Source organism: Pseudomonas sp. TZ252 (assembly GCF_056110345.1).
Window position 1 is genome coordinate 1,839,843 of sequence record NZ_CM148566.1, and the last position, 22,272, is coordinate 1,862,114.

The following is a 22,272-nucleotide window of genomic DNA, read 5'->3' on the forward strand; positions in this document are numbered from 1 at the left end:
GGCGCGCTTTCCCATGCTGCGTCCTTCCAATCTGCCCGAAGGAACGCTGCATGAAACTGGAAACCCTGGCCGTCCACGCCGGCTACAGCCCTGACCCGTCCACCCGCGCGGTGGCGGTGCCGATCTACCAGACCACCTCCTACGCTTTCGACGACACCCAGCATGGCGCCGACCTGTTCGACCTGAAGGTACCGGGCAACATCTACACACGGATCATGAACCCCACCAACGATGTACTGGAACAGCGCGTCGCGGCGCTGGAAGGCGGGGTCGGGGCGCTGGCGGTGGCCTCGGGGATGGCGGCCATCACCTACGCGATCCAGACCGTCGCCGAGGCCGGCGACAACATCGTCTCGGTGGCCAAGCTCTACGGCGGCACCTACAACCTGCTGGCCCACACCCTGCCACGCATCGGCATCCAGGCGCGCTTCGCCGCCCACGACGACATCGCCGCCCTGGAAGCGCTGATCGACGAGCGGACCAAGGCCGTGTTCTGCGAAACCATCGGCAACCCGGCGGGCAACATCATCGACCTGCAGGCACTGGCCGACGCCGCTCACCGCCACGGCGTACCGCTGATCGTCGACAACACGGTAGCCACCCCGGTGCTCTGCCGGCCGTTCGAGCACGGTGCCGACATCATCGTGCACTCGCTGACCAAGTACATGGGCGGCCACGGCACCAGCATCGGCGGGATCGTGGTCGACTCCGGCAAATTCGACTGGGCGGCGAACAAGTCGCGCTTCCCGCTGCTGAACACGCCCGATCCGTCCTACCACGGCGTCACCTACACCGAGGCCTTCGGACCCGCCGCCTTCATCGGCCGCTGCCGGGTGGTACCGCTGCGCAACATGGGCGCGGCGCTCTCGCCGTTCAACGCCTTCCTCATCCTCCAAGGCCTGGAGACCCTGGCGCTGCGCATGGAGCGCCACTGCGACAACGCCCTCGCCGTAGCCCGCTACCTGCAACAACATCCGCAGGTGGCCTGGGTGAAATACGCCGGCCTCGCCGACAACCCCGAGCACGCCCTGGCCCGGCGCTACCTGGGGGGCCGCCCGGCGGCGATCCTGTCCTTCGGCATCCAGGGCGGCAGCGCCGCCGGCGCGCGCTTCATCGACGCCTTGAGGCTGGTGGTGCGGCTGGTCAACATCGGCGACGCCAAGTCCCTGGCCTGCCACCCGGCGAGCACCACCCACCGCCAGTTGAACGCGGAGGAACTGGCCCGCGCCGGAGTCTCCGACGACATGGTGCGGCTGTCGATCGGCATCGAGCACATCGACGACATCCTCGCCGACCTCGACCAGGCCCTGGCCGCCGCCGCACGCTGAGCGGATCGGTCAGTCCGGGCGAGCGTTTCGGTCCTTGCCCGGCCTGGCCGGCCGGCTAGTCTGGCTGGGATCCCCGACATGGAGAGCGCCATGCCACTGCCCACCGAACTCGCCAGGCACCTGACCGAAGAAAAGATCGCCTTCGTCCAGCGCAGCGGACTCAGGGCGGAAGTCCTCGAACCCGGCTACGTGCGCCTGCGCATGCCGGGCGCCGGCAACGAGAACCACATCGGCAGCATGTACGCCGGGGCGCTCTTCACCCTCGCCGAAATTCCCGGTGGCGCGCTGTTCCTGACCAGCTTCGACAGCGCCCGCTTCTATCCCATCGTCAAGGAGATGACCTTGCGCTTCCGCCGCCCGGCCAAGGGCGACATACGCGTCGAGGCACGCCTGGATGCCGAGCGCATCCGCCAACTGGAAACCGAGGCTGGAGAGCGCGGCAAGGCCGAATACAGCCTCGAACTGCAACTCACCGACGAGCAGGGGGAGGTGGTGGCGGAAAGCACCGCGTTGTACCAGCTACGCAGCCACGCGCGGCCCTGACTGGCAGATTTCGCAGGGCACGGCGAAGGTTTTTTCTGCCATGGATCAAGGTCCGTAGCGAGCTGCGGCGCGACAGTGGAGAAGCCAGCGTAGCCATCCCACGGAGTCCGCCATGATCCGCCACCTCCTGGTCGCCCACGACCTCACCCCGGAAGCCGACGTCGCCCTCGCCCGCGCCGCCCAACTGGCCCGCCAGCACGATGCGCGGGTCAGCCTGCTGCACGTGTACGACCCGGGGCTATCGGCGTCGGCGGTGAAGACCGTCAGCGCCATGCTGCAGCTCAAGCGCAAGGAGGCCGGCCTCGACGAGGACAGCGCCATCCACCTGTTCAGGGGCCAGCCGATCGACGGCATCCTGCAGCAGACCCGGGCGCTCGAACCGGACCTGCTGCTGATGGGCGCACACCACCAGAAGACCTTCGAACGCTTCGGCAACACCACCCTCGACCAGGTGGTGCGGCGCAGCCGGGTGCCGGTGCTGCTCGCCGTGCGCGAGGCGGACGAACCCTACCGCCAGGCGCTCAGCGCCCTGGACTTTTCCCAGTGCGCCTGTACCGCGCTGCGCCAGGCCTACCGCCTGCTGCCGGTGGAAGCCGACCTGCACGCCCTGCACGTGTTCGAGTCCCCCGACGACGGCGTGCTCGGCCTGCCCAGGCAGAATGCCGCGCACCTGGCCACCCAGGCCGGGCTGATCGAACAATTGCTGAGCGACGAGCAGGAGCGCCTGCCGGGCGTCGGGCCGCAGCTGAGCCACGAAGTGGTTCCCGGCGTGCTGCCGTACAGCCTGGACGCCGCGTTGAAGCAGCGCCAGCCGGAGCTGCTCGCCCTCGGCCGGCACAGCCGCAACGCGCTGATGCAGGCGCTGCTCGGCAACCTGGCGCAACGTTACCTGCGCCAGCCGAGCTGCGACGTCCTGGTTACCTCGTAGAAGCGCTGCCGCAGAGGCTGCTCAGCTTTCGAGCAGCCCGTGCAACTCGACGAACTGCTGGGTCAACTTGTGCCGCGGTTCGAGGAAGATCAGCGGGGTACAAGCCTGGTGCGACTCGCGCATCTTCACCGAACTCATCAGGTACACCGGCAGCACCGGCAGTTCCTCCGCCACCAGCTCGTCGAGCAGTTGCTGCGGCAGGCTGGCGCGCGGCTGGAACTGGTTGACCACGATGCCCTCGACCTGCAGGTCTTCGTTGTGGTCGTCACGCAGTTCCTCGATCTCCTGGAGAAGGCCATACAGCGCCTGGCGGGAGAAGCTGTCGCAATCGAAGGGAATCAGGCAGCGATCGGCAGCGATCAGCGCAGATACCGTGTAGAAATTCAGTGCCGGCGGGGTATCCAGGTAGATCCGGTCGTAGTCTTCGTCCAGTTCGTCCAGCAGTTTGCGCAGCTTGTTGATCTTGTGCTTCGACTCCAGCTTCGGCTGCAGGTCGGCCAGTTCGGGGCTGGAGGTGACGATGTGCAGGTTGTCGAACGGCGTCTCGTAGATCTCGACCCTGCCCTTCTTGCTGAAGGGCCCGGAAGACAAGGTCTGCTTGAAGAAGTCGGCGATCCCCACCGGCAGGTCCTCGCCGGTCAGTCCGGTCAGGTAGTTCGTGGAGTTGGCCTGGGCGTCCAGGTCCACCAGCAGGGTGCGATAGCCCTCCGCCGCGCTGACCGCCGCCAGGTTGCAGGCGATGCTGGACTTGCCTACCCCGCCTTTCTGATTGAACACCACGCGCCGCATGGGAAATCTCCGTGAGCCGAGCCTGATCCCGGATGATAGGCAAAGCCGCGGGCAAGCGCGAGCGCCGTCTCGGTCCTGACGTAGAGCGGTTCAGCGCCGGCGCAGGCTGGCCGCCTCACGGGTCACCAGGTCGATGAAGGACAGCGCCAGCGGCGAGCCCTCGTTCTGCCGACGGACCAGCCATACCGCAGTCGTCGCCTCGGGATCGCTCAGGGTGCGGTAGACCACGCCGTCGACCCGGGTGCGGCGGAACGACGCCGGCAGGATCGACACCCCCAGTCCAGCCGAGACCAGGCCGATGATGGTCATCGCCTCGCTGGCCTCCTGGGCGATGCGCGGGCTGAAGCCGGCCTGTCGGGTCAGGGCGATGACCTGGTCGTAGAGCCCGGTGCCGTAGCTGCGCGGGAAGAACACGAAGGGCTCCTCGGCCAGGGCGGCGATGGCCAGGCCATCCTCGCTGCCGGCCGCCAGCGGATGGTCGGCCCGCAGCACCGCCACCAGCGGTTCGCGGAACAACTCCACCCAATGCACCGCATCCGGCAGCGCCAGCGGGCGGATCACGCCCACCTGCAGGCTTTCCTCGAGCAGCGCCTTGAGTACCTGGCGGCTGCTCATTTCCTGCAGGTCGAGGTGTACGTCCGGATAGGCCTTGCGGAAGGCATGGATGCTGCTGGGTATGGTCGAGGTGAAGGGTGCCGAGGAAGTGAAACCGATCTTCAGCTCGCCCAGTTCCCCCAGGTGGGCCCGACGCGCCAGCAGCACCGCCTTGTCTACCTGGGCCAGCACCTGGCGGGACTCGTCGAGGAACAGCCGGCCGGCGTCGGTGAGTTCGACGCGGCGGTTGGTGCGCTCGAACAGGCGCGCACCGATTTCCTCCTCCAGCGCCTGGATCTGCTGGCTCAACGGCGGCTGGGAGATCCCCAGGCGCTCGGCGGCGCGGCCGAAGTGCAGCTCCTCGGCGACGGCGATGAAATAGCGCAGGTGCCTGAGTTCCACGCGGATCCTCCGATTAGGTCTTTTTAAATATCAATCGTGTCGATCAATATATTGGAAATCATATAAACCTATCTATATCCTTTGCCACATAACCTCCAACAACGACCCCTTGTCCCTGAAATCCAGGTGGCGCGGCCTCGTTGTGCCTGCTCGCCACCGACCCCAGAGGTGCCCCGTGAGCAATCCGCAAGTCCGGCCACAGGCCGAAGAAGAACCCGCGTTAATCGAGGCGGCCCGCGAAGCAGCCAACGAGGTGCTGGAAGCCGCCACCGAAGTCGAACGCTATATCGAGAAAGGCACCCCGCAGTTCATGCGCACCTCCCTGGCGCTGTTCTCCGGCGGTTTCGCCACCTTTGCCCTGCTCTACTGCATCCAGCCGATGATGCCGGTGCTGTCCAAGGCGTTTTCCATCAGCGCCGCGGAAAGCAGCCTGGCATTGTCCGTCGCCACCGCCATGCTCGCCCTTGGCCTGCTGGTCACCGGCCCGATCTCCGACGCGATCGGTCGCAAGCCGGTGATGGTCGTCTCGCTGCTGGCCGCCGCGCTGTTCACCCTCGGCAGCGCGGTGATGCCCACCTGGCATGGCGTGCTGCTGATGCGCGCGCTGGTCGGGCTGTCCTTGAGCGGCCTGGCCGCGGTGGCGATGACCTATCTCAGCGAAGAGATCCATCCGCAGCACATCGGCCTGTCGATGGGCCTGTACATCGGCGGCAACGCCATCGGCGGGATGAGCGGACGCCTGATCAGCGGCGTCCTGGTCGATTTCATCTCCTGGCATGCCGCACTGGCGGTCCTCGGCGGCCTGGCCCTGGTCGCCGCGCTGGTGTTCTGGCGCGTGCTGCCCGAATCGAAACACTTCCGGCCGGCACCGCTGAAGCCGGCGACCCTGCTCAACGGCTACCGCCTGCACTTCCGCGACGCCGGACTGCCCTGGCTGTTCCTGATCGGCTTCCTGCTGATGGGCAGCTTCGTCACCCTGTTCAACTACATCGGCTACCGCCTGCTGGCCGAGCCCTACCACATGAGCCAGGCGGTGGTCGGCGTGCTCTCGGTGGTTTACCTCTCGGGCATCTACAGCTCGGCCTGGGTCGGTTCGCTGGCCGACAAGCTGGGGCGACGCAAGGTGCTCTGGGCGGTCATCCTGCTGATGCTCGGCGGCCTGCTGCTGACCCTGTTCGAGCCGATCCCGCTGATGCTCGCCGGCCTGCTGCTGTTCACCTTCGGCTTCTTCGGCGCGCACTCGGTGGCGAGCAGCTGGATCGGGCGCCGCGCCCTGCGCGCCAAGGGCCAGGCCTCGTCGCTCTACCTGTTCAGCTACTACGTCGGCTCAAGCCTGGCCGGCACCCTCGGCGGGGTGTTCTGGCATTACTACGGCTGGAACGGCATCGGGCTGTTCATCGGCTCGCTGCTGGTGGTCGCGGTATTGGTCTCGCTGCACCTGGCGCGCCTGCCGGCCCTGCCTGGCAACACCCTGGCGCAGGCCGCCCACTGAGTTCGAGCGCCGGTCTCCCGGCGCCTTCACTCCGACCAGAAGCGTACTCCGGTCAGTTCCTCCGATCGCGCCCACAGCCGCGCGGCCAGCCCCAGGTCGCGCGCATTCCGCGGAATCCGCGCCGCCGCCGGATAACCGCGGGTTTCCAACCAGCGATCCGGGCCGACATAGGCGCCGCCATACCAGCGCTGTTCGGTCAGCGCGGAAAGTGCCGGCAACGCCCCCATCTCCGCCGATTGCGCGAACGCTCCGTTGGCCACCTTCATCGCCCAGCGTCCCAGGCGCGAACCGGACATCGCCGGCGCCGCGTACTGCAGGTTGGTCGCCGCGTAGCCCGGATGCGCCGCCAGGCTCTGCAGAAGCACGCCCCGCTGGCCGGCGCGGCGCTGCAACTCCAGGCTGAACAGCAGATTGGCCTGCTTGCTGTGGCAATAGGCGAGATAGCGGTTGTAGCCGCGCTCGGCGTTGAGGTCGTCGAGCGGCAGCCGGCCGAACTGGTTGAAACCGCTGGTCATGCCCACCACCCTGGGCCGTGGAGCGGCCAGCAACGACTCCAGCAGCAGTCCCGTAAGGGCGAAGTGGCCGAGGTGATTGGTGCCCATCTGCATCTCGAAACCGTCGCGGGTACGCCGCAGGGGCAGGAACATCACTCCGGCGTTGTTGAACAAGAGATCGAGGCGTTCGTGGCGCTGACGGAAACCGGCGGCGCAGGCGCGGATCGAGGCGAGGTCGGCCAGGTCGAGATCGGCCAGCTCCAGGCGTGCCTGGGGATACTCGTCGAGGATCGCCCGCCGCGCCCGCTCCGCCTGTTCGCGATTGCGGCAGGCCATCACCACGGTCGCCCCTTTGCCGGCCAGCGTGCGCGCCGCCTGCCAACCCAGGCCGCTGTTGGCGCCGGTGACCAGCGCCAGGCGCCCGGCCAGTTGTGGAATGTTGCGTCGTGCCCAGGGATGCATCGCTCGTTCTCCGCTTGACTGCGTTGCCGGGCAGTATCGCGGCACCAGCCAATGCAGCGGCAGACGCGCTCGCGCCAGACTGCCGATCATTTCGGGCCAGGACACGCCAGCATGAGCCGCCGCACGGACTCCGACGCACCGACCATCACCGCTGCCTACCCCCGCCTGCTGCTCGGCCTGCTGGAGGAGCGCGGCCTGGACGGACGCGCGCTGCTACGGGAAATCGGTCTGTCGACGCTGCGACTGGAAGAGCCGGAAGCACGCGTCACATCGCAGCAGTACCAGGCGATCGCCGCCGCGGCGCTCGCGCTGAGCGGCGACCCCGGCCTCGGCGCACAGCTCGCCTTGCGCACGCCTCCCACCGCCCATGGCAGCCTGGGCTACGCGATGATGGCCTCGGCGACGCTCGGCGATGCCTTGTGCCTGGCGCTGCGCTACATGCCGCTGCTGCAGGGCAACGTCGAAATCAGCCTGCTGCGCGAGGACGAGCAGGTGATCCTGCGCATGCTGCCAGGCCCCGCGCTCCCGCCGGCACTGCACCGGTACTTCAGCGAAGCCCTGCTGATCGGCCTGTATCGCTCCGGCGCCTGGCTGCTCGGCGAACCGGCCCTGGTCGGCAGGCTCGACTTCGACTATCCCGAACCTGCCGTGCCTGTGCCGCTGCCGCAGTGCCGCTACGACCAGGCCCACGTCCAGCTGGTGTTCCCCGCCATCCTGCTCGCCCGCTCGCTACCGATGGCCGATCCGGCTGCGTTGCGCCGCGCCCGCGAACACTGCGAGCGCGAACTGGCGCTGCTCGATGCCGGCCGCCGGGACATCTGCGCCCGCGTGCGGCTGGAGCTGGAACGCCAGGAACAGCGCTTCCCCAACCTGGAGGAAGTAGCCGCGCGCCTGCACCTGTCCAGCCGCAGCCTCAAGCGGCATCTGCATGACGCCGGCACCAGCTTTCGCCAGTTGCTCGGTCAGGCTCGCCAGCGCCAGGCCTTGCGATTGCTGCGGCGTCCCGAGGTGTCGTTGCAGCGTATCGCCCTGTACCTGGGTTACAGCGATCCAACCAACTTCACCCGCGCCTTCAAGCGCTGGACCGGCGAGCCGCCGAGCGACACCCGCGCCCGCCTGCTGGGCGGGCAACCAGTTTCACGAACAAATGCCAAGCGCTCGACAAATCCCTCGCGTTTCCCTTGAGCGCGGCAAGCGCTGTTCTATGCTGCTGCGGCCGGCATCCGGCCGGCCTCGACAGCGATATGAAAGGGACTTTATGAAACCAGCGATCAAGCGCGCCTGCCTGCTCGGCACGGCACTGTTCTCCCTCTGCGCCAGCGCAGCCCAGGCGGCCGGCGTTCTGGTAGGAACCTGGGACCTGCGGGGCAACGGCCAGCTCGCCGCGGTCTACCGCGACGGCGCCAACCTGCAGGTGGTGGAAGGCGGCAGCACCCGCAACTACAGCTTCGGCAACGTGGTCTGGTCGGTCTTCGGCGCCACCGATACCGACGGCCAGCCCGGCGCGGAAATCCTGGTCAAGGCCGGTCCCGACCTGGTGATCGTTTCCCACGCCAGCACCACCCAGCGCAAGTACCCGGTAGGCAACGTCTCCTGGGCGATCATGCGCGCCACCGACGTCGACAACGTCGCCGGCGACGAAGTCATCCTCAGCATCGGCAACGGCGTGCGCACCGTATTCGATCGCACCCGTACGCAACGCGACGCCACCTTCAGCTACAACGGCACCTGGGGCCTGTTCGACGTCGCCGACGTGGACGGCGCGCCGGGCAAGGAACTGGTGCTGAACATGGGCAACGGCGTCAAGGTCATCGACCCGCGCACCAGTGGCGCCAAGGACTTCACCTTCAGCGGCTACCACGCGCTCGCACAGATCGCCGACCTCGACGGCCAGCCCGGCGCGGAGATCATCGGCCGCACCAGCACCGGCATCTACGTGATCAGCAACGCCAGTTCCCGCAAGGAATACAACATCGGCGCCAGCGCCTGGGCACTCTATGGCGGCACCGCGGACACCGACGGCAAGCCGGGCAACGAGCTGATCGTGGTGATGCAGGGCAAGGTGCGGGTCATCCACCACGCCAGCGGCGCCAGCAGCGACTACCGCATCGGCGACGTCAACTACAGCATCGATTCGGTGGCCGACATGGATGGCCAGCCGGGCGCGGAAATCCTCGTGCGCGACGCCAACGGCAAGCTGTTCGTGATCAACGACCGCACCGGCAAGGTAAGCAGTTGAGCCGGGCGGGTTGCGTAGAGCGGGTACGCCACCGGCGCGACCCCGCCAGCCAACGCGCCGGAGGGCCGTCGGCCCGCGCATGAAAAAAGGGGAGCCTCGGCTCCCCTTCTTTCGTTCCGGCTCAGCCGTGGTACTGCGCCGACAGCTCGTGCACCGCCTCGAAGAAGGCGCCGGCATGGGCCGGGTCGACTTCCGGAGTGATGCCGTGGCCAAGATTGAACACATGCCCCGTACCCTTGCCGTAGGCCGCCAGGATCCGCGCGACTTCGGCGCGGATCGCCGCCGGATTGGCGTAGAGCACCGAGGGATCCATGTTGCCTTGCAGGGCTACGCGCTCACCGACACGGGCCCGGGCGCTGCCGATGTCGCAGGTCCAGTCCAGGCCCAGCGCCTCGGCGCCGACCTCGGCCATCGACTCCAGCCACAGGCCGCCTCCCTTGGTGAAGAGGATCACCGGCACCCGGCGTCCGTCGTGCTCGCGGATCAATCCATCGACGATCTTGCGCATGTAGGTCAGGGAGAACTCCTGGTAGGCCGCCGCCGACAAGCTGCCGCCCCATGAGTCGAAGATCTGCACCGCCTGGGCGCCGGCGTGGATCTGCCCGTTGAGGTAGCTGGTCACCGATTGCGCCAGCTTGTCCAGCAGAGCGTGCATGGCCTGAGGGTTGTCGTAGAGCATCGCCTTGGACTTGCGGAAGTCCTTGCTCGAGCCGCCCTCGACCATGTAGGTGGCGAGGGTCCAGGGGCTGCCGGAGAAGCCGATCAGCGGTACGCGGCCGTTCAGCTCGCGGCGGATGGTGCGCACGGCATCCATCACATAGCCCAGGTCCTGTTCCGGATCGGGAACCGGCAGCGCCTCGATGTCGGCCAGCGACGAGACCACCTTGCGGAAGCGCGGGCCTTCGCCGGTCTCGAAGTACAGGCCCTGGCCCATGGCATCGGGAATGGTCAGGATATCGGAGAAGAGGATCGCGGCGTCCAGCTGCGGGTAACGGTCCAGCGGCTGCAGGGTCACTTCGCAGGCCAGCTCCGGGTTCATGCACAGGCTCATGAAATCGCCGGCCTTGGCACGGGTGGCACGGTATTCCGGCAGGTAACGACCGGCCTGGCGCATCATCCAGACGGGGGTGACATCGACGGGCTGCTTGAGCAGGGCGCGGAGGAAGCGGTCGTTCTTCAGGGCAGTCATAACGGCATCCGATCAAAGGCTGCTGGCTTCACGCGGGCGCGTGCGGAAGGGGGTTATCCACAGGCCGGCGGGCGAAAAGGGCCGCTATTGTCGCAAAGCACAAAACAAAAGGCACGGCGGGGGCCGTGCCTTTTGTCTATCGCGGTGATTTGTCGCAGCGCCGGTGGCGCCGCGGGTCAGACGCCAAGGTAGTCGAGGATGCCTTCGGCCGCGGTACGTCCTTCGAAGATCGCCGTCACCACCAGGTCGGAACCACGGACCATGTCGCCACCGGCGAAGATCTTCGGGTTGCTGGTCTGGTGCTTGAACTGCGCCTGCGCCGGAGCCACCACGCGGCCCTGGCTGTCGGTGGCGATCTCGAAGCGCTCGAACCACGGCGCCGGACTCGGCCGGAAGCCGAAGGCGATCAGCACGGCTTCCGCCGGGATGATCTCCTCGGAACCGGGGATCGGTTCGGGGCTGCGGCGGCCGCGGGCGTCCGGCTCGCCGAGACGGGTCTCGACCACCTTCACGCCTTCCACCCGGTCCTCGCCGACGATGGCGATGGGCTGGCGGTTGAAGAGGAACTTCACGCCCTCTTCCTTGGCGTTCTTCACTTCCTTGCGCGAGCCCGGCATGTTTTCTTCGTCACGGCGATAGGCACAGGTCACCGACTTGGCGCCCTGGCGGATCGAAGTGCGGTTGCAGTCCATCGCGGTGTCGCCGCCGCCCAGGACCACCACGCGCTTGCCCTTCATGTCGACGAAGTCCTCGGCCGACTTCTCGAAGCCGAGGTTGCGGTTCACGTTGGCGATCAGGAAGTCCAGGGCGTCGTGTACGCCCGGCAGGTCCTCGCCGGGGAAACCGCCCTTCATGTAGGTGTAGGTGCCCATCCCCATGAACACGGCATCGTACTCATCGAGCAACTGCTCCATGGTCACGTCCTTGCCGATCTCGGTGTTCAGGCGAAACTCGATGCCCATGCCGGTGAACACCTCGCGGCGACGGCTGAGGACGTGCTTCTCCAGCTTGAACTCGGGAATGCCGAAGGTCAGCAGGCCGCCGATCTCCGGGTTGCGGTCGAACACCACCGGGGTCACGCCGTTGCGCACCAGCACGTCGGCGCAGCCGAGGCCGGCCGGGCCGGCGCCGATCACCGCGACGCGCCTGCCGGTCGGCTTGACCTTGGACAGGTCCGGACGCCAGCCCATGGCGAAGGCCGTATCGGTGATGTACTTCTCCACCGAGCCGATGGTCACCGCGCCAAAACCGTCGTTGAGGGTGCAGGCGCCCTCGCAGAGGCGATCCTGCGGGCAGACCCGGCCGCAGACTTCCGGCAGGGTGTTGGTCTGGTGCGACAGTTCGGCGGCGGCCAGGATGTTGCCTTCGGAAACCAGCTTCAGCCAGTTAGGGATGAAGTTGTGCACCGGGCATTTCCACTCGCAGTACGGGTTGCCGCAGCCCAGGCAGCGGTGGGCCTGGTCGGCGGCCTGCTGCGGCTTGAACAGGTCGTGGATCTCCACGAACTCGCGCTTGCGCTGGCGCAGCAGCTTCTTCTTCGGGTCCTTGCGCCCGACTTCGATGAACTGGAAGTCGTTGTTCAGGCGGTCGGAATTCAGACGTTCAGACATATCGAAACCTCATCACAACTTCGGGCGCTTATTGCGGGTTGGCACGGGTGCTGGTCAGCAGCGAACCGAGGCTGGCCGCCTTCGGTTTCACCAGCCAGAACCGACGCAGGTAGTCATCCAGGTTTTCCAGGATGTTCGCGCCCCACTCGCTTGCCGTTTCGTTCACGTACTCGACCAGGACCTTGCGCAGGTGGCTGCGATAGGCCTCCATCGCCTCGCCGCTGATCCGCTGGATTTCCACCAGCTCGTGGTTCACGCGGTCGACGAAAGTGTTGTCCATGTCGAGGACGTAGGCGAAGCCCCCGGTCATGCCGGAGCCGAAGTTGTAGCCGGTCTTGCCCAGCACGCAGACGAAACCGCCGGTCATGTATTCGCAGCAGTGGTCGCCGGTACCTTCCACCACCGCATGGGAACCGGAGTTGCGCACGGCGAAGCGCTCGCCGGCGGTTCCGGCGGCGAACAGCTTGCCGCCGGTGGCGCCGTACAGGCAGGTGTTGCCGACGATGGCCGATTCCTGGGTCTTGAACGGACTGCCCTTGGGCGGGGTGATCACCAGCTTGCCGCCGGTCATGCCCTTGCCTACGTAGTCGTTGGCGTCGCCTTCCAGGTACAGGTGCAGGCCACCGGCGTTCCACACGCCGAAGCTCTGTCCCGCGGTGCCCTTGAAACGGAACACCACCGGTGCCTTGGCCATGCCCTGGTTGCCGTGCAGGCGGGCGATCTCGCCGGATACCCGCGCGCCGATGGATCGGTCGCAGTTGCAGATGTCCAGCTCGTACTCGCCGCCGCTCAGGCCTTCGATGGCGGCCTTCGACAGCTCGACCATCTTCTCGGCCAGCAGGCCCTGGTCGAACGGCGGGTTTTTCTCCACCTCGCAGAACTGCGGCTTGTCGGCCGGGATCAGCTCACTGCCCAGCAACGGAGCGAGATCCAGATTCTGCTGCTTGGCGGTCTCGCCGGGGAGGATCTCCAGCAGGTCGGTGCGGCCGATCAGCTCGCCCAGGCTGCGCACGCCGAGGCGCGCCAGCCACTCGCGGGTTTCCGTGGCGATGAAGGTGAAGAAGTTGATCACCATCGCGGTGGTGCCGATGAAGTGGTCCTTGCGCAACTTGTCGTTCTGCGTCGCCACGCCGGTGGCGCAGTTGTTCAGGTGGCAGATGCGCAGGTACTTGCAGCCCAGGGCGATCATCGGCGCGGTGCCGAAGCCGAAGCTCTCGGCGCCGAGAATGGCCGCCTTGATCACGTCCAGGCCGGTCTTCAGGCCGCCATCGGTCTGCACCCGGACCTTGCCGCGCAGGTCGTTGCCGCGCAGGGTCTGGTGGGTTTCCGCCAGGCCCAGTTCCCAGGGCGAGCCGGCGTACTTGATCGAGGTGATCGGCGAGGCGCCGGTACCGCCGTCGTAGCCGGAGATGGTGATCAGGTCCGCATAGGCCTTGGCCACGCCGGCGGCGATGGTGCCGACGCCCGGCTCGGATACCAGCTTCACCGATACCAGCGCCTGCGGGTTGACCTGCTTGAGGTCGAAGATCAGCTGCGCCAGGTCTTCGATGGAGTAGATGTCGTGGTGCGGCGGCGGCGAGATCAGGGTCACGCCGGGCACCGCATAGCGCAGGCGGGCGATCAGGCCGTTGACCTTGCCGCCCGGCAACTGGCCGCCCTCGCCGGGCTTGGCGCCCTGGGCCACCTTGATCTGCAGGACCTCGGCGTTGACCAGGTATTCCGGGGTCACGCCGAAGCGGCCGGTAGCCACCTGCTTGATCTTCGAACTCTTCAGCGTGCCGTAGCGCGCCGGGTCCTCGCCGCCCTCGCCGGAGTTGGAGCGACCGCCCAGGGTGTTCATCGCCTCGGCCAGCGCCTCGTGGGCCTCCGGCGACAGCGCGCCGAGGGAAATCCCGGCGGCATCGAAGCGCTTGAAGATGGCTTCCAGCGGCTCCACCTCGTCGAGCGCCAGCGGCTGCGCGGCGGTCTTCACCTGCAACAGGTCGCGGATCATCGACACTGGGCGCTGGTCCACCAGCGCGGTGTATTCCTTGAACTTCTCGTAGTCGCCCTGCTGCACGGCAGCCTGCAGGGTATTCACCACATCCGGGTTGTAGGCGTGGTATTCGCCGCCATAGACGAACTTCAGCAAGCCGCCCTGCTGGATCGGCTTGCGGTTGCTCCAGGCCTCGGCGGCCAGGAGCTTCTGCTCGTTCTCGATATCGACGAAGCGCGCGCCCTGGATGCGGCTGGCGACTCCGGTGAAGCACAGGTCGGTGACCTCGTCGGACAGGCCCACCGCCTCGAACAGCTGCGCGCCACGGTAGGACGCGACGGTGGAGATGCCCATCTTCGAGAGAATCTTCATCAGGCCCTTGGAGATCCCCTTGCGGTAGTACTTGAACACCTCGTAGAGGTCGCCCAGCACTTCACCGGTGCGGATCAGGTCGGCCAGCACCTCGTAGGCGAGGAACGGATAGACCGCCGAGGCGCCGAAGCCGATCAGCACCGCGAAATGGTGCGGATCGCGGGCGGTGGCGGTCTCCACCAGGATGTTGGAGTCGCAGCGCAGCCCGGTCTGCACCAGGCGGTGATGCACCGCACCGACGGCCAGGGCAGCATGCACCGGCAGTTTGCCGGGAGCGATATGGCGGTCGCTGAGGATCAGCAGCACCTTGCCGCCGCGCACGGCCTCCTCGGCCTGGTCGGCGATGTTGCGCACCGCGGCCTCCAGGCCCATCGACTCGTCGTAGTTGAGGTCGATGAAGTGGCGGTCGAAGCCCGGGCGGTCCAGGGTCATGATGGTCCGCCACTTCGCCGGCGAGATCACCGGAGTGGTGAGGATCGCCTGGTTGGCATGGTGCGGGGCTTCCTCGAAGATGTTCTGCTCGACGCCCAGGCAGGTTTCCAGGGACATCACGATGGCTTCGCGCAGCGGGTCGATCGGCGGGTTGGTGACCTGGGCGAATTGCTGGCGGAAGTAATCGTACGGAGAGCGGATGCGCCGGGAGAGGATCGCCATCGGCGTATCGTCGCCCATGGAGCCCACCGCTTCCTGGCCCTGCTCGCCGAGCGGACGCAGCACCTGGTCACGCTCCTCGAAGGTGACCTGGAACATCTTCATGAATTGCTTGAGCTGGTCGGCGTCGTAGCTGGCCACGCCATGGTCGTCGTCCAGGGTCGCCTGGATGCGCAGGGCATTCTGCCGCAGCCACTGCTTGTAGGGATGGCGCGACTTCAGGCGGTTGTCGATGTCGTCGCTGTGCAGGACCTGGCCGGTCTCGGTGTCCACCGCGAGGATCTGCCCCGGGCCGACGCGACCCTTGGCGATGACGTCCTCGGGCTTGTAGTCCCAGACGCCGATTTCCGAGGCCAGGGTGATGTAGCCGTTCTTCGTGGTGACCCAGCGCGACGGGCGCAGGCCATTGCGGTCGAGCAGGCAGACGGCATAGCGACCGTCGGTCAGCACGACGCCGGCGGGGCCATCCCAGGGCTCCATGTGCAGCGAGTTGTACTCGTAGAACGCGCGCAGGTCGGCGTCCATGGTTTCGACGTTCTGCCAGGCCGGCGGGATGATCATGCGCAGGCCGCGGAACAGGTCCATGCCGCCGGTGACCATCAGTTCGAGCATGTTGTCCATGCTCGACGAGTCGGAGCCGACGCGGTTCACCAGCGGGCCTAGCTCTTCCAGGTCGGGGATCAGTTCGTTGGTGAACTTGGTCCGCCGCGCCTGGGCCCAGTTGCGGTTGCCGGTGATGGTGTTGATCTCGCCGTTGTGGGCGAGGAAGCGGAAAGGCTGCGCCAGCGGCCATTTCGGCAGGGTGTTGGTGGAGAAGCGCTGGTGGAATACGCAGATCGCGGTCTGCAGGCGCTCGTCGCCAAGGTCCGGATAGAAGGCGGCCAGGTCGGCCGGCATCATCAGGCCCTTGTAGATGATGGTCTTGTGCGAAAAGCTGCAGATGTAGTGGTCGCTGTCGGCGGCGTTGGCCACCGACGAGCGGCGCCGTGCGCTGAACAGCTTGATGGCGAAGTCCTGGTCGCTCAGGCCGGCGCCGCCGATGAACACCTGTTCGATCTGCGGCAGGCGCTCCAGCGCCAGGCGGCCGAGAACGCTGGTATCGATCGGCACCTTGCGCCAGCCGACCAGCTCCAGTCCGGCGGCGACGATCTCGCGATTCATGTTCTCGCGTGCCGCCTCGGCTTTCACCGGGTCCTGGTTGAAGAACACCATGCCCACCGCGTATTGCTCGGGCAGGTCGACAGAAAAGGCTTCCCTGGCGACGGCACGCAGGAACAGGTCGGGCTTCTGGATCAGCAGCCCGCAGCCGTCCCCGGTCTTGCCATCGGCATTGATCCCACCGCGGTGGGTCATGCAGGTCAGTGCTTCGATTGCGGTTTGCAGAAGTTGATGGCTCGGCTCGCCCTGCATATGGGCGATCAGGCCAAATCCGCAGTTATCCTTGAACGTTTCAGGATGGTACAGACCTGCTTTCATAAGGAACTCTCACCGGCAAAACTTTTTTAGTCATCTACTTCGCCTGTCACCCGCTCATGCGGCGAGTTTTCGACAGGCAAAGGGAGGCCATTGTACATAGGTGCACAAGGCCTCACAAATTTTGCGGCGAGAAAATGAAATTCAATGTCGCCAAAATGAAAGACGAAACCCGCCGGTCATGCTAACGACTAGCGAGTTTCGTCAAGAGGCGACGGCAGGTCGGATCAATGCGCCTGGCCGATCTCCTGCTGGATGCTGGCGAAGGTACGCGGCCACGGCTTGCCGGCCTGCACCTTGGACGGCAGTTTTTTCACTGCGGCCAGGGCGGCGGCACGGTTCGGGAAGCTGCCATAGGTGACGACGTAGAACGGCTTGCCTTGCAGGGTTTTCTTGAAGTAGCGGAAATCGCCGCCGCCCTGCTGGCGAATGAACGCCTGGGCATTGGCTTCGGAGCCGGTACCGAGGATCTGCAGGGCGAAGTTACCACCAGACTGGTTGCGATACCACTGACTTCCCGCACCGCCACCGCTGGCCGGCTTGGCGGCCGGAGCCGGGGCCGGCTTCGCCGCGGCGGTGGTGGCCGGCTTGCTCGCCGCCGGCTTGGCCGGAGCCGGGGCCGGCTTGCTGGCCGGGGCGCTGGCGACCGGCGCGGCCGGTGCCGGGGTCTGCGCCGGAGTCGGGGTCGCCGCAGGCGCGGTCGGTTCGGTCGGCGCCGGCGGCACCGGATGCATCGGCGTGACGCCGTTGTTGGCCAGCGGCGTCACCGGAGGAGCCGAGCTGGAAACGGTAGGCGGCACCGCGGCGGACGGCAGGCCGCCTTCGTCGTCGCCACCTTGCCCGGCGGCCTGGGCCAGCGGCTCGCGAATGACCGGCTGCGACTCGCCGACCAACGGTAGCGGCAACGGCTGGCTGGAGCCGTTGAACTCCACGGCCGGGCCGCTGCCCGGCTGCTGGGCCTGGGCCGGCGTACCACCATTCATGGACAATTCGGTAGAGGCGGTCTGCGGCGCCTCCGGCTTGCTCTTGCCTTGCATGAACCAGGCGGCGATCACGCCGATGGCCACGACCGCAAGAATCACCAGATGCTTCTTGGGCAAGTTGAAAGACCCTCCGGTTGCCTTGCGCGCTGCGCCACGATTGGCCAGCATCGCTTCGATCAGGGCATCGCGGGCGACCTGGTTGATCGCTCCCGGCCAGCCTTCCGACTGCTCGTGGATGTCCACCAGCAGGTCATTGGAAATCAGCTCGATGCCCTGCCCGGCGCCCTCGAGACGCTGGGCCAGGTAGTCGCGGGTTTCCTCTTCGCTGTATGGCTGCAATTCGATGGCATGGAAGCGCTCCTCACCCTCGGAAAACACCTCCAGGCGCGGCAGCAACGACGGCTCACCGAACAGGAATACATGCAGGCGTCCCTCGTTGGTGCCGGAAGCCAGCAGCAACAGCACTTCCAGCGCGCTGTCCTGGAGCTGTTCGGCATCGTCCACCATCAGGTAGACGTCCTGCCCGGTGATCGCCAGCTGCGCCACCTTGGTCAGGATCGCCTCCAGGCTCGCCTGGTTGATGCTCAGGCCCTGCGCCACCTGGCGCAGCAACGAAGTCTCGTCGGCGGCGGTGCGCGCCGAGATCACCACGCTGAGGACCGCATCCTTGTTGGTGCTGGCCACCAGCGCCTGGCGCAGCAGGGTCTTGCCGCTGCCCAGGGGCCCGGTGACCAGCAGCAGGAGCTGGCTGTAGCGGGCCAGATGGTGCAACTGGCCGAGCACCGGCTTGCGCTGCGCCGGGAAGAACTTGAAACCCGGAACGCGCGGCGCGAACGGGTCGTGACTGAATTGGTAGTGGCCCAGGAAGGCCTCATCGGCATGCAAGCTGGTCATGGGACCTCATTCATCTCCAAGCTGGTCGGCCAAGGCCCGATAGTCGGTGCGCAGGGTCGCGTCCAAGATCTCACGGGGAAAATCGCCGGTGACCACGGCATTCCCCAGTCCTTGCAGCAAAACCAGACGCAGGCGGCCATCGAGCACCTTCTTGTCGACGGCCATGTGTTCCATAAAATCTTCCGCCGTCATCTCGGCCGGCGGTACCACGGGCAGGCCAGCCCGGCGCAGCAGGCGGGTACCGCGATCGCGCTCGGCGGCGCTCAGCCAACCCAACCGATGCGACATCTCGAGTGCCATCACGGTTCCCGCCCCTACCGCTTCGCCGTGCAACCAGACGCCGTAACCCTGCTGGGTCTCGATCGCGTGACCGAAGGTATGGCCGAGGTTCAGCGTGGCACGCACGCCCGACTCGCGCTCGTCGGCGCCCACCACGCGGGCCTTCGCCGCGCAAGAGCGCTCGATGGCCTCGGTGACAACGGTCGGCTCCAGTGCCAGCAAGGCATCCATGTGCTCTTCCAGCCAGGTGATGAACGGTTCGTCGCAAATGAAACCGTACTTGATCACCTCCGCCAGCCCGGCGGACAGCTCGCGGGACGGCAGCGTCTTCAGCGACGCGGTGTCGATGACCACCGCCTGGGGCTGGTAGAACGCACCGATCATATTCTTGCCCAACGGATGGTTGATCCCGGTCTTGCCGCCCACCGAGGAGTCGACCTGGGACAACAGGGTGGTCGGCACCTGGATGAAGTTGACCCCACGCTGGTAGCAGGCCGCGGCGAAACCGGCCATGTCACCGATGACGCCGCCGCCCAGGGCGATCAGGGTAGTCTTGCGGTCATGCCGCTCCTTCAGCAGAGCATCGAAGATCAGTTGCAGGGTTTCCCACTGCTTGTAGGCCTCGCCGTCGGGCAGCACCACAGGGGTGACATCGTGGCCTTGCAGTGCCTTGAGCAGGGTTTCCAGATAGAGAGGAGCGACCGTTTCGTTGCTGATCACCGCGACCCGGCGACCGACGATATGCGGCGCGAACCAGCGGGCGTCGCCCAGCAGGTTTTCACCGATGTAAATGGGATAGCTACGCTCGCCTAGATCGACGTGAAGTGTGCGCATGAGGCCCCCAGACAGGAAAGGGCAATAGGATAACGCAATTCGCCGCGCCTCAGCGGGGCGGCAACTTGCGCAGGCGTTCGAGAATTTCCTGGACGACCAGACGCGGCGGCCTTTCGTCGGTCTCCACCACCACATCGGCGATTTCGCGGTAGAGCGGATCGCGCAGCGCCATCAGGTCGCGGAGGATCTGTCCCGGGTTGGGCTTCTGCAACAAGGGGCGGTTGCGGTCCCGCGCCGTGCGCGCGATCTGGTGCTCGACCGAGGCATGCAGGTACACAACCCGGCCACCGGCGCGCAGCACCTGGCGGTTACCGTCGCGCATCACCGCCCCGCCGCCGGTGGCGATCACCATGCCGTCGGCGGCGCAGAGTTCGGTGAGCATGGCCTGCTCGCGCTCGCGGAAACCGACCTCGCCCTCGACATCGAAGATCCATGGGATATTCGCGCCGCACCGCTGTTCGATCTCCTTGTCGGAGTCCTTGAACGCGAGATGCAGCTCCTTGGCGAGCAGGCGCCCGATGGTGCTCTTTCCAGCACCCATCGGGCCGACGAGGATCAGGTTGACCACGTTGTTCGATATCAGCGACCGATTGCGATGGCCTGATTATTCATGATCCGCGGTGTCAGGAAAACCAGAAGTTCGTTTTTCACGTCCGAGACCGTATCGCGCCGGAACAGCCGCCCCAGGTAAGGCAGGTCGCCGAGGAACGGCACCTTGTCCACCGACTTGCTCTGGGTGTTGCTGAACACGCCGCCGATGACGATGGTCTCGCCGTCGTTGACCAGGATCTTGGCGTTCACCTCGTTCTTGTTGATCGGCGGTACGCCGTTCAGTGCGCGATCGAAGTCCGGCGCATCCTTGGTCACCTTCACTTCGACGATGATCCGGTTGTCCGGGGTGATCTGCGGGGTCACCTCGAGGGACAGCGCGGCCTCCTTGAACGAGGTGCTGGTAGCGCCACTGGAGCTGGCCTCCTGGTAGGGTACTTCCTGGCCCTTGAGGATCTTCGCGGTTTCCTTGTCCGAGGTCACGACCTTGGGCTGGGAGACGATCTCGCCGTTGCCGGTCTTTTCCATCGCCGACAGTTGCAGGTCGAGGATGATATTGTCGGTGATGAAGCCGATGCCGATTCCGGAGGTGGCATCCTTGGCGCCGATGTCGACGAACGGCGACGGCGACTTGCTGGTTCCCGTGGTGGGGAAAGTACAGTTGCCGGCGATCGGGCCGCAGTTCATGCCGTCCTCGTCCTTGATCCCGATATTGCCGTCCTTGCCGTAGCCTCTCCAGTTGCCCTTGTGATAAGCGCCGCCCCAGCGCACACCGAGACTCTTGTCGTAACCGACGTTGGCCTCGACGATGCGTGCCTCGATCATCACCTGGCGCACCGGAATATCCAGCTGCGAAACGATCCGCCGCAGTTCGTCCAGTCGCTCCTGGGGCTGATAGGCGATGATGCTGTTGGTGCGGTCGTCGACGGTGATCGAGCCGCGCCCGCCTTCCTTGCCTTCCTGGCCACCATCGCTGGTCACCGACTGGAACAGCTTGGCGATGTCCGCGGCCTTGGCGTAGTTCACCTGGATCAGTTCCCGGCGCAGTGGCGCCAACTCGGCGATCTGCTTCTGCGCTTCCAGCTCCTGGCGCTCACGGGCGGCGATCTCGTCGGCCGGGGCCACCAGCAGTACGTTGCCGAGCTTGCGCTTGTCCAGGCCCTTGGTCTTCAGTACCAGGTCCAGCGCCTGGTCCCACGGCACGTTCTGCAGGCGCAGGGTGATATTGCCCTGCACGGTATCCGAGGCCACCAGATTCAGGTCGGTGAAGTCGGCGATCAGTTGCAGTACCGAACGCACGTCGATGTCCTGGAAGTTCAGCGACAGTTTCTCGCCGGTATAGGCGAAATTGTCCTTCTTGCGCCGCTCGGCATCTTCCGTGGTCATCGGCTTGATGCTGACGGTCAGGCGATTGTCGGTCTGGTAGACCAGATAGTCGTAGAGCCCGCTCGGCTCGATGGTGATGCTGGTACGGTCGGATTGCGCGCTGGCGTTGACGAACTGCACCGGCGTGGCGAAGTCCTTGACGTCCAGGCGAACCCGCAGCGCATCCGGCAGCTGGGTCTTGGCGAAGTCCAGGCGGATCTTGCCGCCCTGCTCCTGGATATCCGGGCTCAAGGTCGGGTCGGACAGGTCGATGACCACGTTGCCCTCGCCCTTTTCGCCACGCTGGAAATCGATGTTGCGAATGGCACGACCCGCCGGCACGTACGGCTTGGGCTTGATCGGCTGGGCATAGCTGGCCGGAGCCGGGCTAGCCTTGACCGGAGCGGCGGAAGCGACGCTGGCGCCGGCCGGCGAATTGCCGACCACCACGAAGAGGTTGTTGCCTTCCACCCGGGTGGTGTAGGACGACAACGTGGTCAGGTTGATGATCAACCGTGTGCGATCCTTCGCCTCGACCACCGTGACGCTGCGCGTATTGCCCACGCTCAGCTCCCGGTTCTTGGTGCCGAGCTTGTTCTGTACCCCCGGCAGATCGAGGGCGATTCGCGCCGGCTGCTCGATGGTATAGCCACGCGGCGCGGCGACGGGCTCGTCGAACTGCAGCTTTAGCTCGACCCGGTCGCCAGGCAATGCCGCCACGTCGAGTTTCTCCAGGTCCGCGGCGAGCAATGCCGGCGCGAACATGGCGGCCAGCAAAGCGATCCCGAGGCGCGAGAGGCCACTGTTCATCGTCCGACTCCGTTGTA

16 protein-coding genes are annotated in these 22,272 nt (G+C 66.2%); 6 read left to right on the forward strand and 10 right to left on the reverse strand.

Features of this window, described 5'->3' with window-relative positions:
• Positions 1 to 50: 50 nt before the first annotated feature.
• The 3 genes from ACYAF3_RS08465 to ACYAF3_RS08475 all read left to right on the forward strand — a co-directional run bounded on the left by ACYAF3_RS08465 (position 51) and on the right by ACYAF3_RS08475 (position 2,799).
• Positions 51 to 1,328, forward strand: a complete 1,278-nt coding sequence (locus tag ACYAF3_RS08465; RefSeq protein WP_033957890.1) for a bifunctional O-acetylhomoserine aminocarboxypropyltransferase/cysteine synthase — start codon at positions 51 to 53, stop codon at positions 1,326 to 1,328.
• 90 nt (positions 1,329 to 1,418) lie between these two features.
• Positions 1,419 to 1,871, forward strand: coding sequence for a YiiD C-terminal domain-containing protein (locus tag ACYAF3_RS08470; protein ID WP_003116142.1), 453 nt, complete (start codon positions 1,419 to 1,421; stop codon positions 1,869 to 1,871).
• Between the two features lie 112 nt (positions 1,872 to 1,983).
• Positions 1,984 to 2,799, forward strand: a complete 816-nt coding sequence (locus ACYAF3_RS08475) for a universal stress protein (RefSeq protein WP_003095811.1) — start codon at positions 1,984 to 1,986, stop codon at positions 2,797 to 2,799.
• Positions 2,800 to 2,820: 21 nt separating this feature from the next.
• On the opposite strand, the gene ACYAF3_RS08480 is transcribed toward ACYAF3_RS08475, so the two are convergent.
• Together ACYAF3_RS08480 and ACYAF3_RS08485 are read right to left on the reverse strand one after the other, a co-directional pair.
• Positions 2,821 to 3,588 (reverse strand): ParA family protein, encoded by a 768-nt coding sequence (locus ACYAF3_RS08480; protein WP_033876889.1) that lies wholly within the window; start codon positions 3,586 to 3,588, stop codon positions 2,821 to 2,823.
• Positions 3,589 to 3,678: 90 nt separating this feature from the next.
• Positions 3,679 to 4,584 (reverse strand): LysR family transcriptional regulator, encoded by a 906-nt coding sequence (locus ACYAF3_RS08485; RefSeq protein WP_003095817.1) that lies wholly within the window; start codon positions 4,582 to 4,584, stop codon positions 3,679 to 3,681.
• A 175-nt stretch (positions 4,585 to 4,759) separates the two neighbouring features.
• Between ACYAF3_RS08485 and ACYAF3_RS08490 the strand changes: the two genes are divergently transcribed.
• The gene (locus ACYAF3_RS08490) at positions 4,760 to 6,076 is read left to right on the forward strand and encodes an MFS transporter (RefSeq protein WP_003103690.1); all 1,317 of its coding nucleotides are present in this window, start codon (positions 4,760 to 4,762) and stop codon (positions 6,074 to 6,076) included.
• 26 nt (positions 6,077 to 6,102) lie between these two features.
• On the opposite strand, the gene ACYAF3_RS08495 is transcribed toward ACYAF3_RS08490, so the two are convergent.
• Positions 6,103 to 7,032 carry an oxidoreductase gene (locus ACYAF3_RS08495; RefSeq protein ID WP_023085812.1) on the reverse strand — a complete coding sequence of 310 codons (930 nt, stop codon included), beginning with the start codon at positions 7,030 to 7,032 and terminating at the stop codon, positions 6,103 to 6,105.
• A 111-nt stretch (positions 7,033 to 7,143) separates the two neighbouring features.
• Here ACYAF3_RS08495 and ACYAF3_RS08500 point away from each other — a divergent pair, with 111 nt between their 5' ends.
• The gene (locus ACYAF3_RS08500; RefSeq protein ID WP_003121195.1) at positions 7,144 to 8,217 is read left to right on the forward strand and encodes an AraC family transcriptional regulator; all 1,074 of its coding nucleotides are present in this window, start codon (positions 7,144 to 7,146) and stop codon (positions 8,215 to 8,217) included.
• Positions 8,218 to 8,290: 73 nt separating this feature from the next.
• Positions 8,291 to 9,271 carry a PA5033 family protein gene (locus ACYAF3_RS08505; RefSeq protein WP_003103696.1) on the forward strand — a complete coding sequence of 327 codons (981 nt, stop codon included), beginning with the start codon at positions 8,291 to 8,293 and terminating at the stop codon, positions 9,269 to 9,271.
• Between the two features lie 121 nt (positions 9,272 to 9,392).
• Here the strand turns inward: ACYAF3_RS08505 and hemE are convergent, their stop codons facing one another.
• The 7 genes from hemE to pilQ all read right to left on the reverse strand — a co-directional run bounded on the left by hemE (position 9,393) and on the right by pilQ (position 22,255).
• Entirely contained in the window at positions 9,393 to 10,460 is a 1,068-nt protein-coding gene (hemE, locus tag ACYAF3_RS08510; protein WP_003103698.1) for a uroporphyrinogen decarboxylase, read from the reverse strand.
• Between the two features lie 176 nt (positions 10,461 to 10,636).
• Positions 10,637 to 12,070, reverse strand: a complete 1,434-nt coding sequence (locus tag ACYAF3_RS08515; RefSeq protein WP_003095829.1) for an FAD-dependent oxidoreductase — start codon at positions 12,068 to 12,070, stop codon at positions 10,637 to 10,639.
• A 28-nt stretch (positions 12,071 to 12,098) separates the two neighbouring features.
• On the reverse strand, positions 12,099 to 16,544 hold the full coding sequence (gltB, locus tag ACYAF3_RS08520) for a glutamate synthase large subunit (RefSeq protein WP_003103700.1): 4,446 nt from the start codon (positions 16,542 to 16,544) through the stop codon (positions 12,099 to 12,101).
• A 224-nt stretch (positions 16,545 to 16,768) separates the two neighbouring features.
• A complete protein-coding gene (locus ACYAF3_RS08525) occupies positions 16,769 to 18,418 on the reverse strand; it encodes an AAA family ATPase (RefSeq protein ID WP_003116139.1) in 1,650 nt (549 codons plus the stop codon).
• 6 nt (positions 18,419 to 18,424) lie between these two features.
• A complete protein-coding gene (gene aroB, locus ACYAF3_RS08530; protein ID WP_003116138.1) occupies positions 18,425 to 19,531 on the reverse strand; it encodes a 3-dehydroquinate synthase in 1,107 nt (368 codons plus the stop codon).
• Between the two features lie 49 nt (positions 19,532 to 19,580).
• The gene (gene aroK, locus ACYAF3_RS08535; protein ID WP_003095833.1) at positions 19,581 to 20,099 is read right to left on the reverse strand and encodes a shikimate kinase AroK; all 519 of its coding nucleotides are present in this window, start codon (positions 20,097 to 20,099) and stop codon (positions 19,581 to 19,583) included.
• 11 nt (positions 20,100 to 20,110) lie between these two features.
• On the reverse strand, positions 20,111 to 22,255 hold the full coding sequence (gene pilQ / locus ACYAF3_RS08540) for a type 4a pilus secretin PilQ (RefSeq protein ID WP_003123619.1): 2,145 nt from the start codon (positions 22,253 to 22,255) through the stop codon (positions 20,111 to 20,113).
• Positions 22,256 to 22,272: the final 17 nt, after the last annotated feature.

Coding starts and splice junctions, on each gene's coding strand:
- ACYAF3_RS08465 (WP_033957890.1), top strand. CDS start 51: ATGAAACTGGAAACCCTGGCCGTCCACGCCGGCTACAGCCCTGACCCG.
- ACYAF3_RS08470 (WP_003116142.1), top strand. CDS start 1,419: ATGCCACTGCCCACCGAACTCGCCAGGCACCTGACCGAAGAAAAGATC.
- ACYAF3_RS08475 (WP_003095811.1), top strand. CDS start 1,984: ATGATCCGCCACCTCCTGGTCGCCCACGACCTCACCCCGGAAGCCGAC.
- ACYAF3_RS08480 (WP_033876889.1), bottom strand. CDS start 3,588: ATGCGGCGCGTGGTGTTCAATCAGAAAGGCGGGGTAGGCAAGTCCAGC.
- ACYAF3_RS08495 (WP_023085812.1), bottom strand. CDS start 7,032: ATGCATCCCTGGGCACGACGCAACATTCCACAACTGGCCGGGCGCCTG.
- ACYAF3_RS08500 (WP_003121195.1), top strand. CDS start 7,144: ATGAGCCGCCGCACGGACTCCGACGCACCGACCATCACCGCTGCCTAC.
- ACYAF3_RS08505 (WP_003103696.1), top strand. CDS start 8,291: ATGAAACCAGCGATCAAGCGCGCCTGCCTGCTCGGCACGGCACTGTTC.
- hemE (WP_003103698.1), bottom strand. CDS start 10,460: ATGACTGCCCTGAAGAACGACCGCTTCCTCCGCGCCCTGCTCAAGCAG.
- ACYAF3_RS08515 (WP_003095829.1), bottom strand. CDS start 12,070: ATGTCTGAACGTCTGAATTCCGACCGCCTGAACAACGACTTCCAGTTC.
- gltB (WP_003103700.1), bottom strand. CDS start 16,544: ATGAAAGCAGGTCTGTACCATCCTGAAACGTTCAAGGATAACTGCGGA.
- ACYAF3_RS08525 (WP_003116139.1), bottom strand. CDS start 18,418: ATGACCAGCTTGCATGCCGATGAGGCCTTCCTGGGCCACTACCAATTC.
- aroB (WP_003116138.1), bottom strand. CDS start 19,531: ATGCGCACACTTCACGTCGATCTAGGCGAGCGTAGCTATCCCATTTAC.
- pilQ (WP_003123619.1), bottom strand. CDS start 22,255: ATGAACAGTGGCCTCTCGCGCCTCGGGATCGCTTTGCTGGCCGCCATG.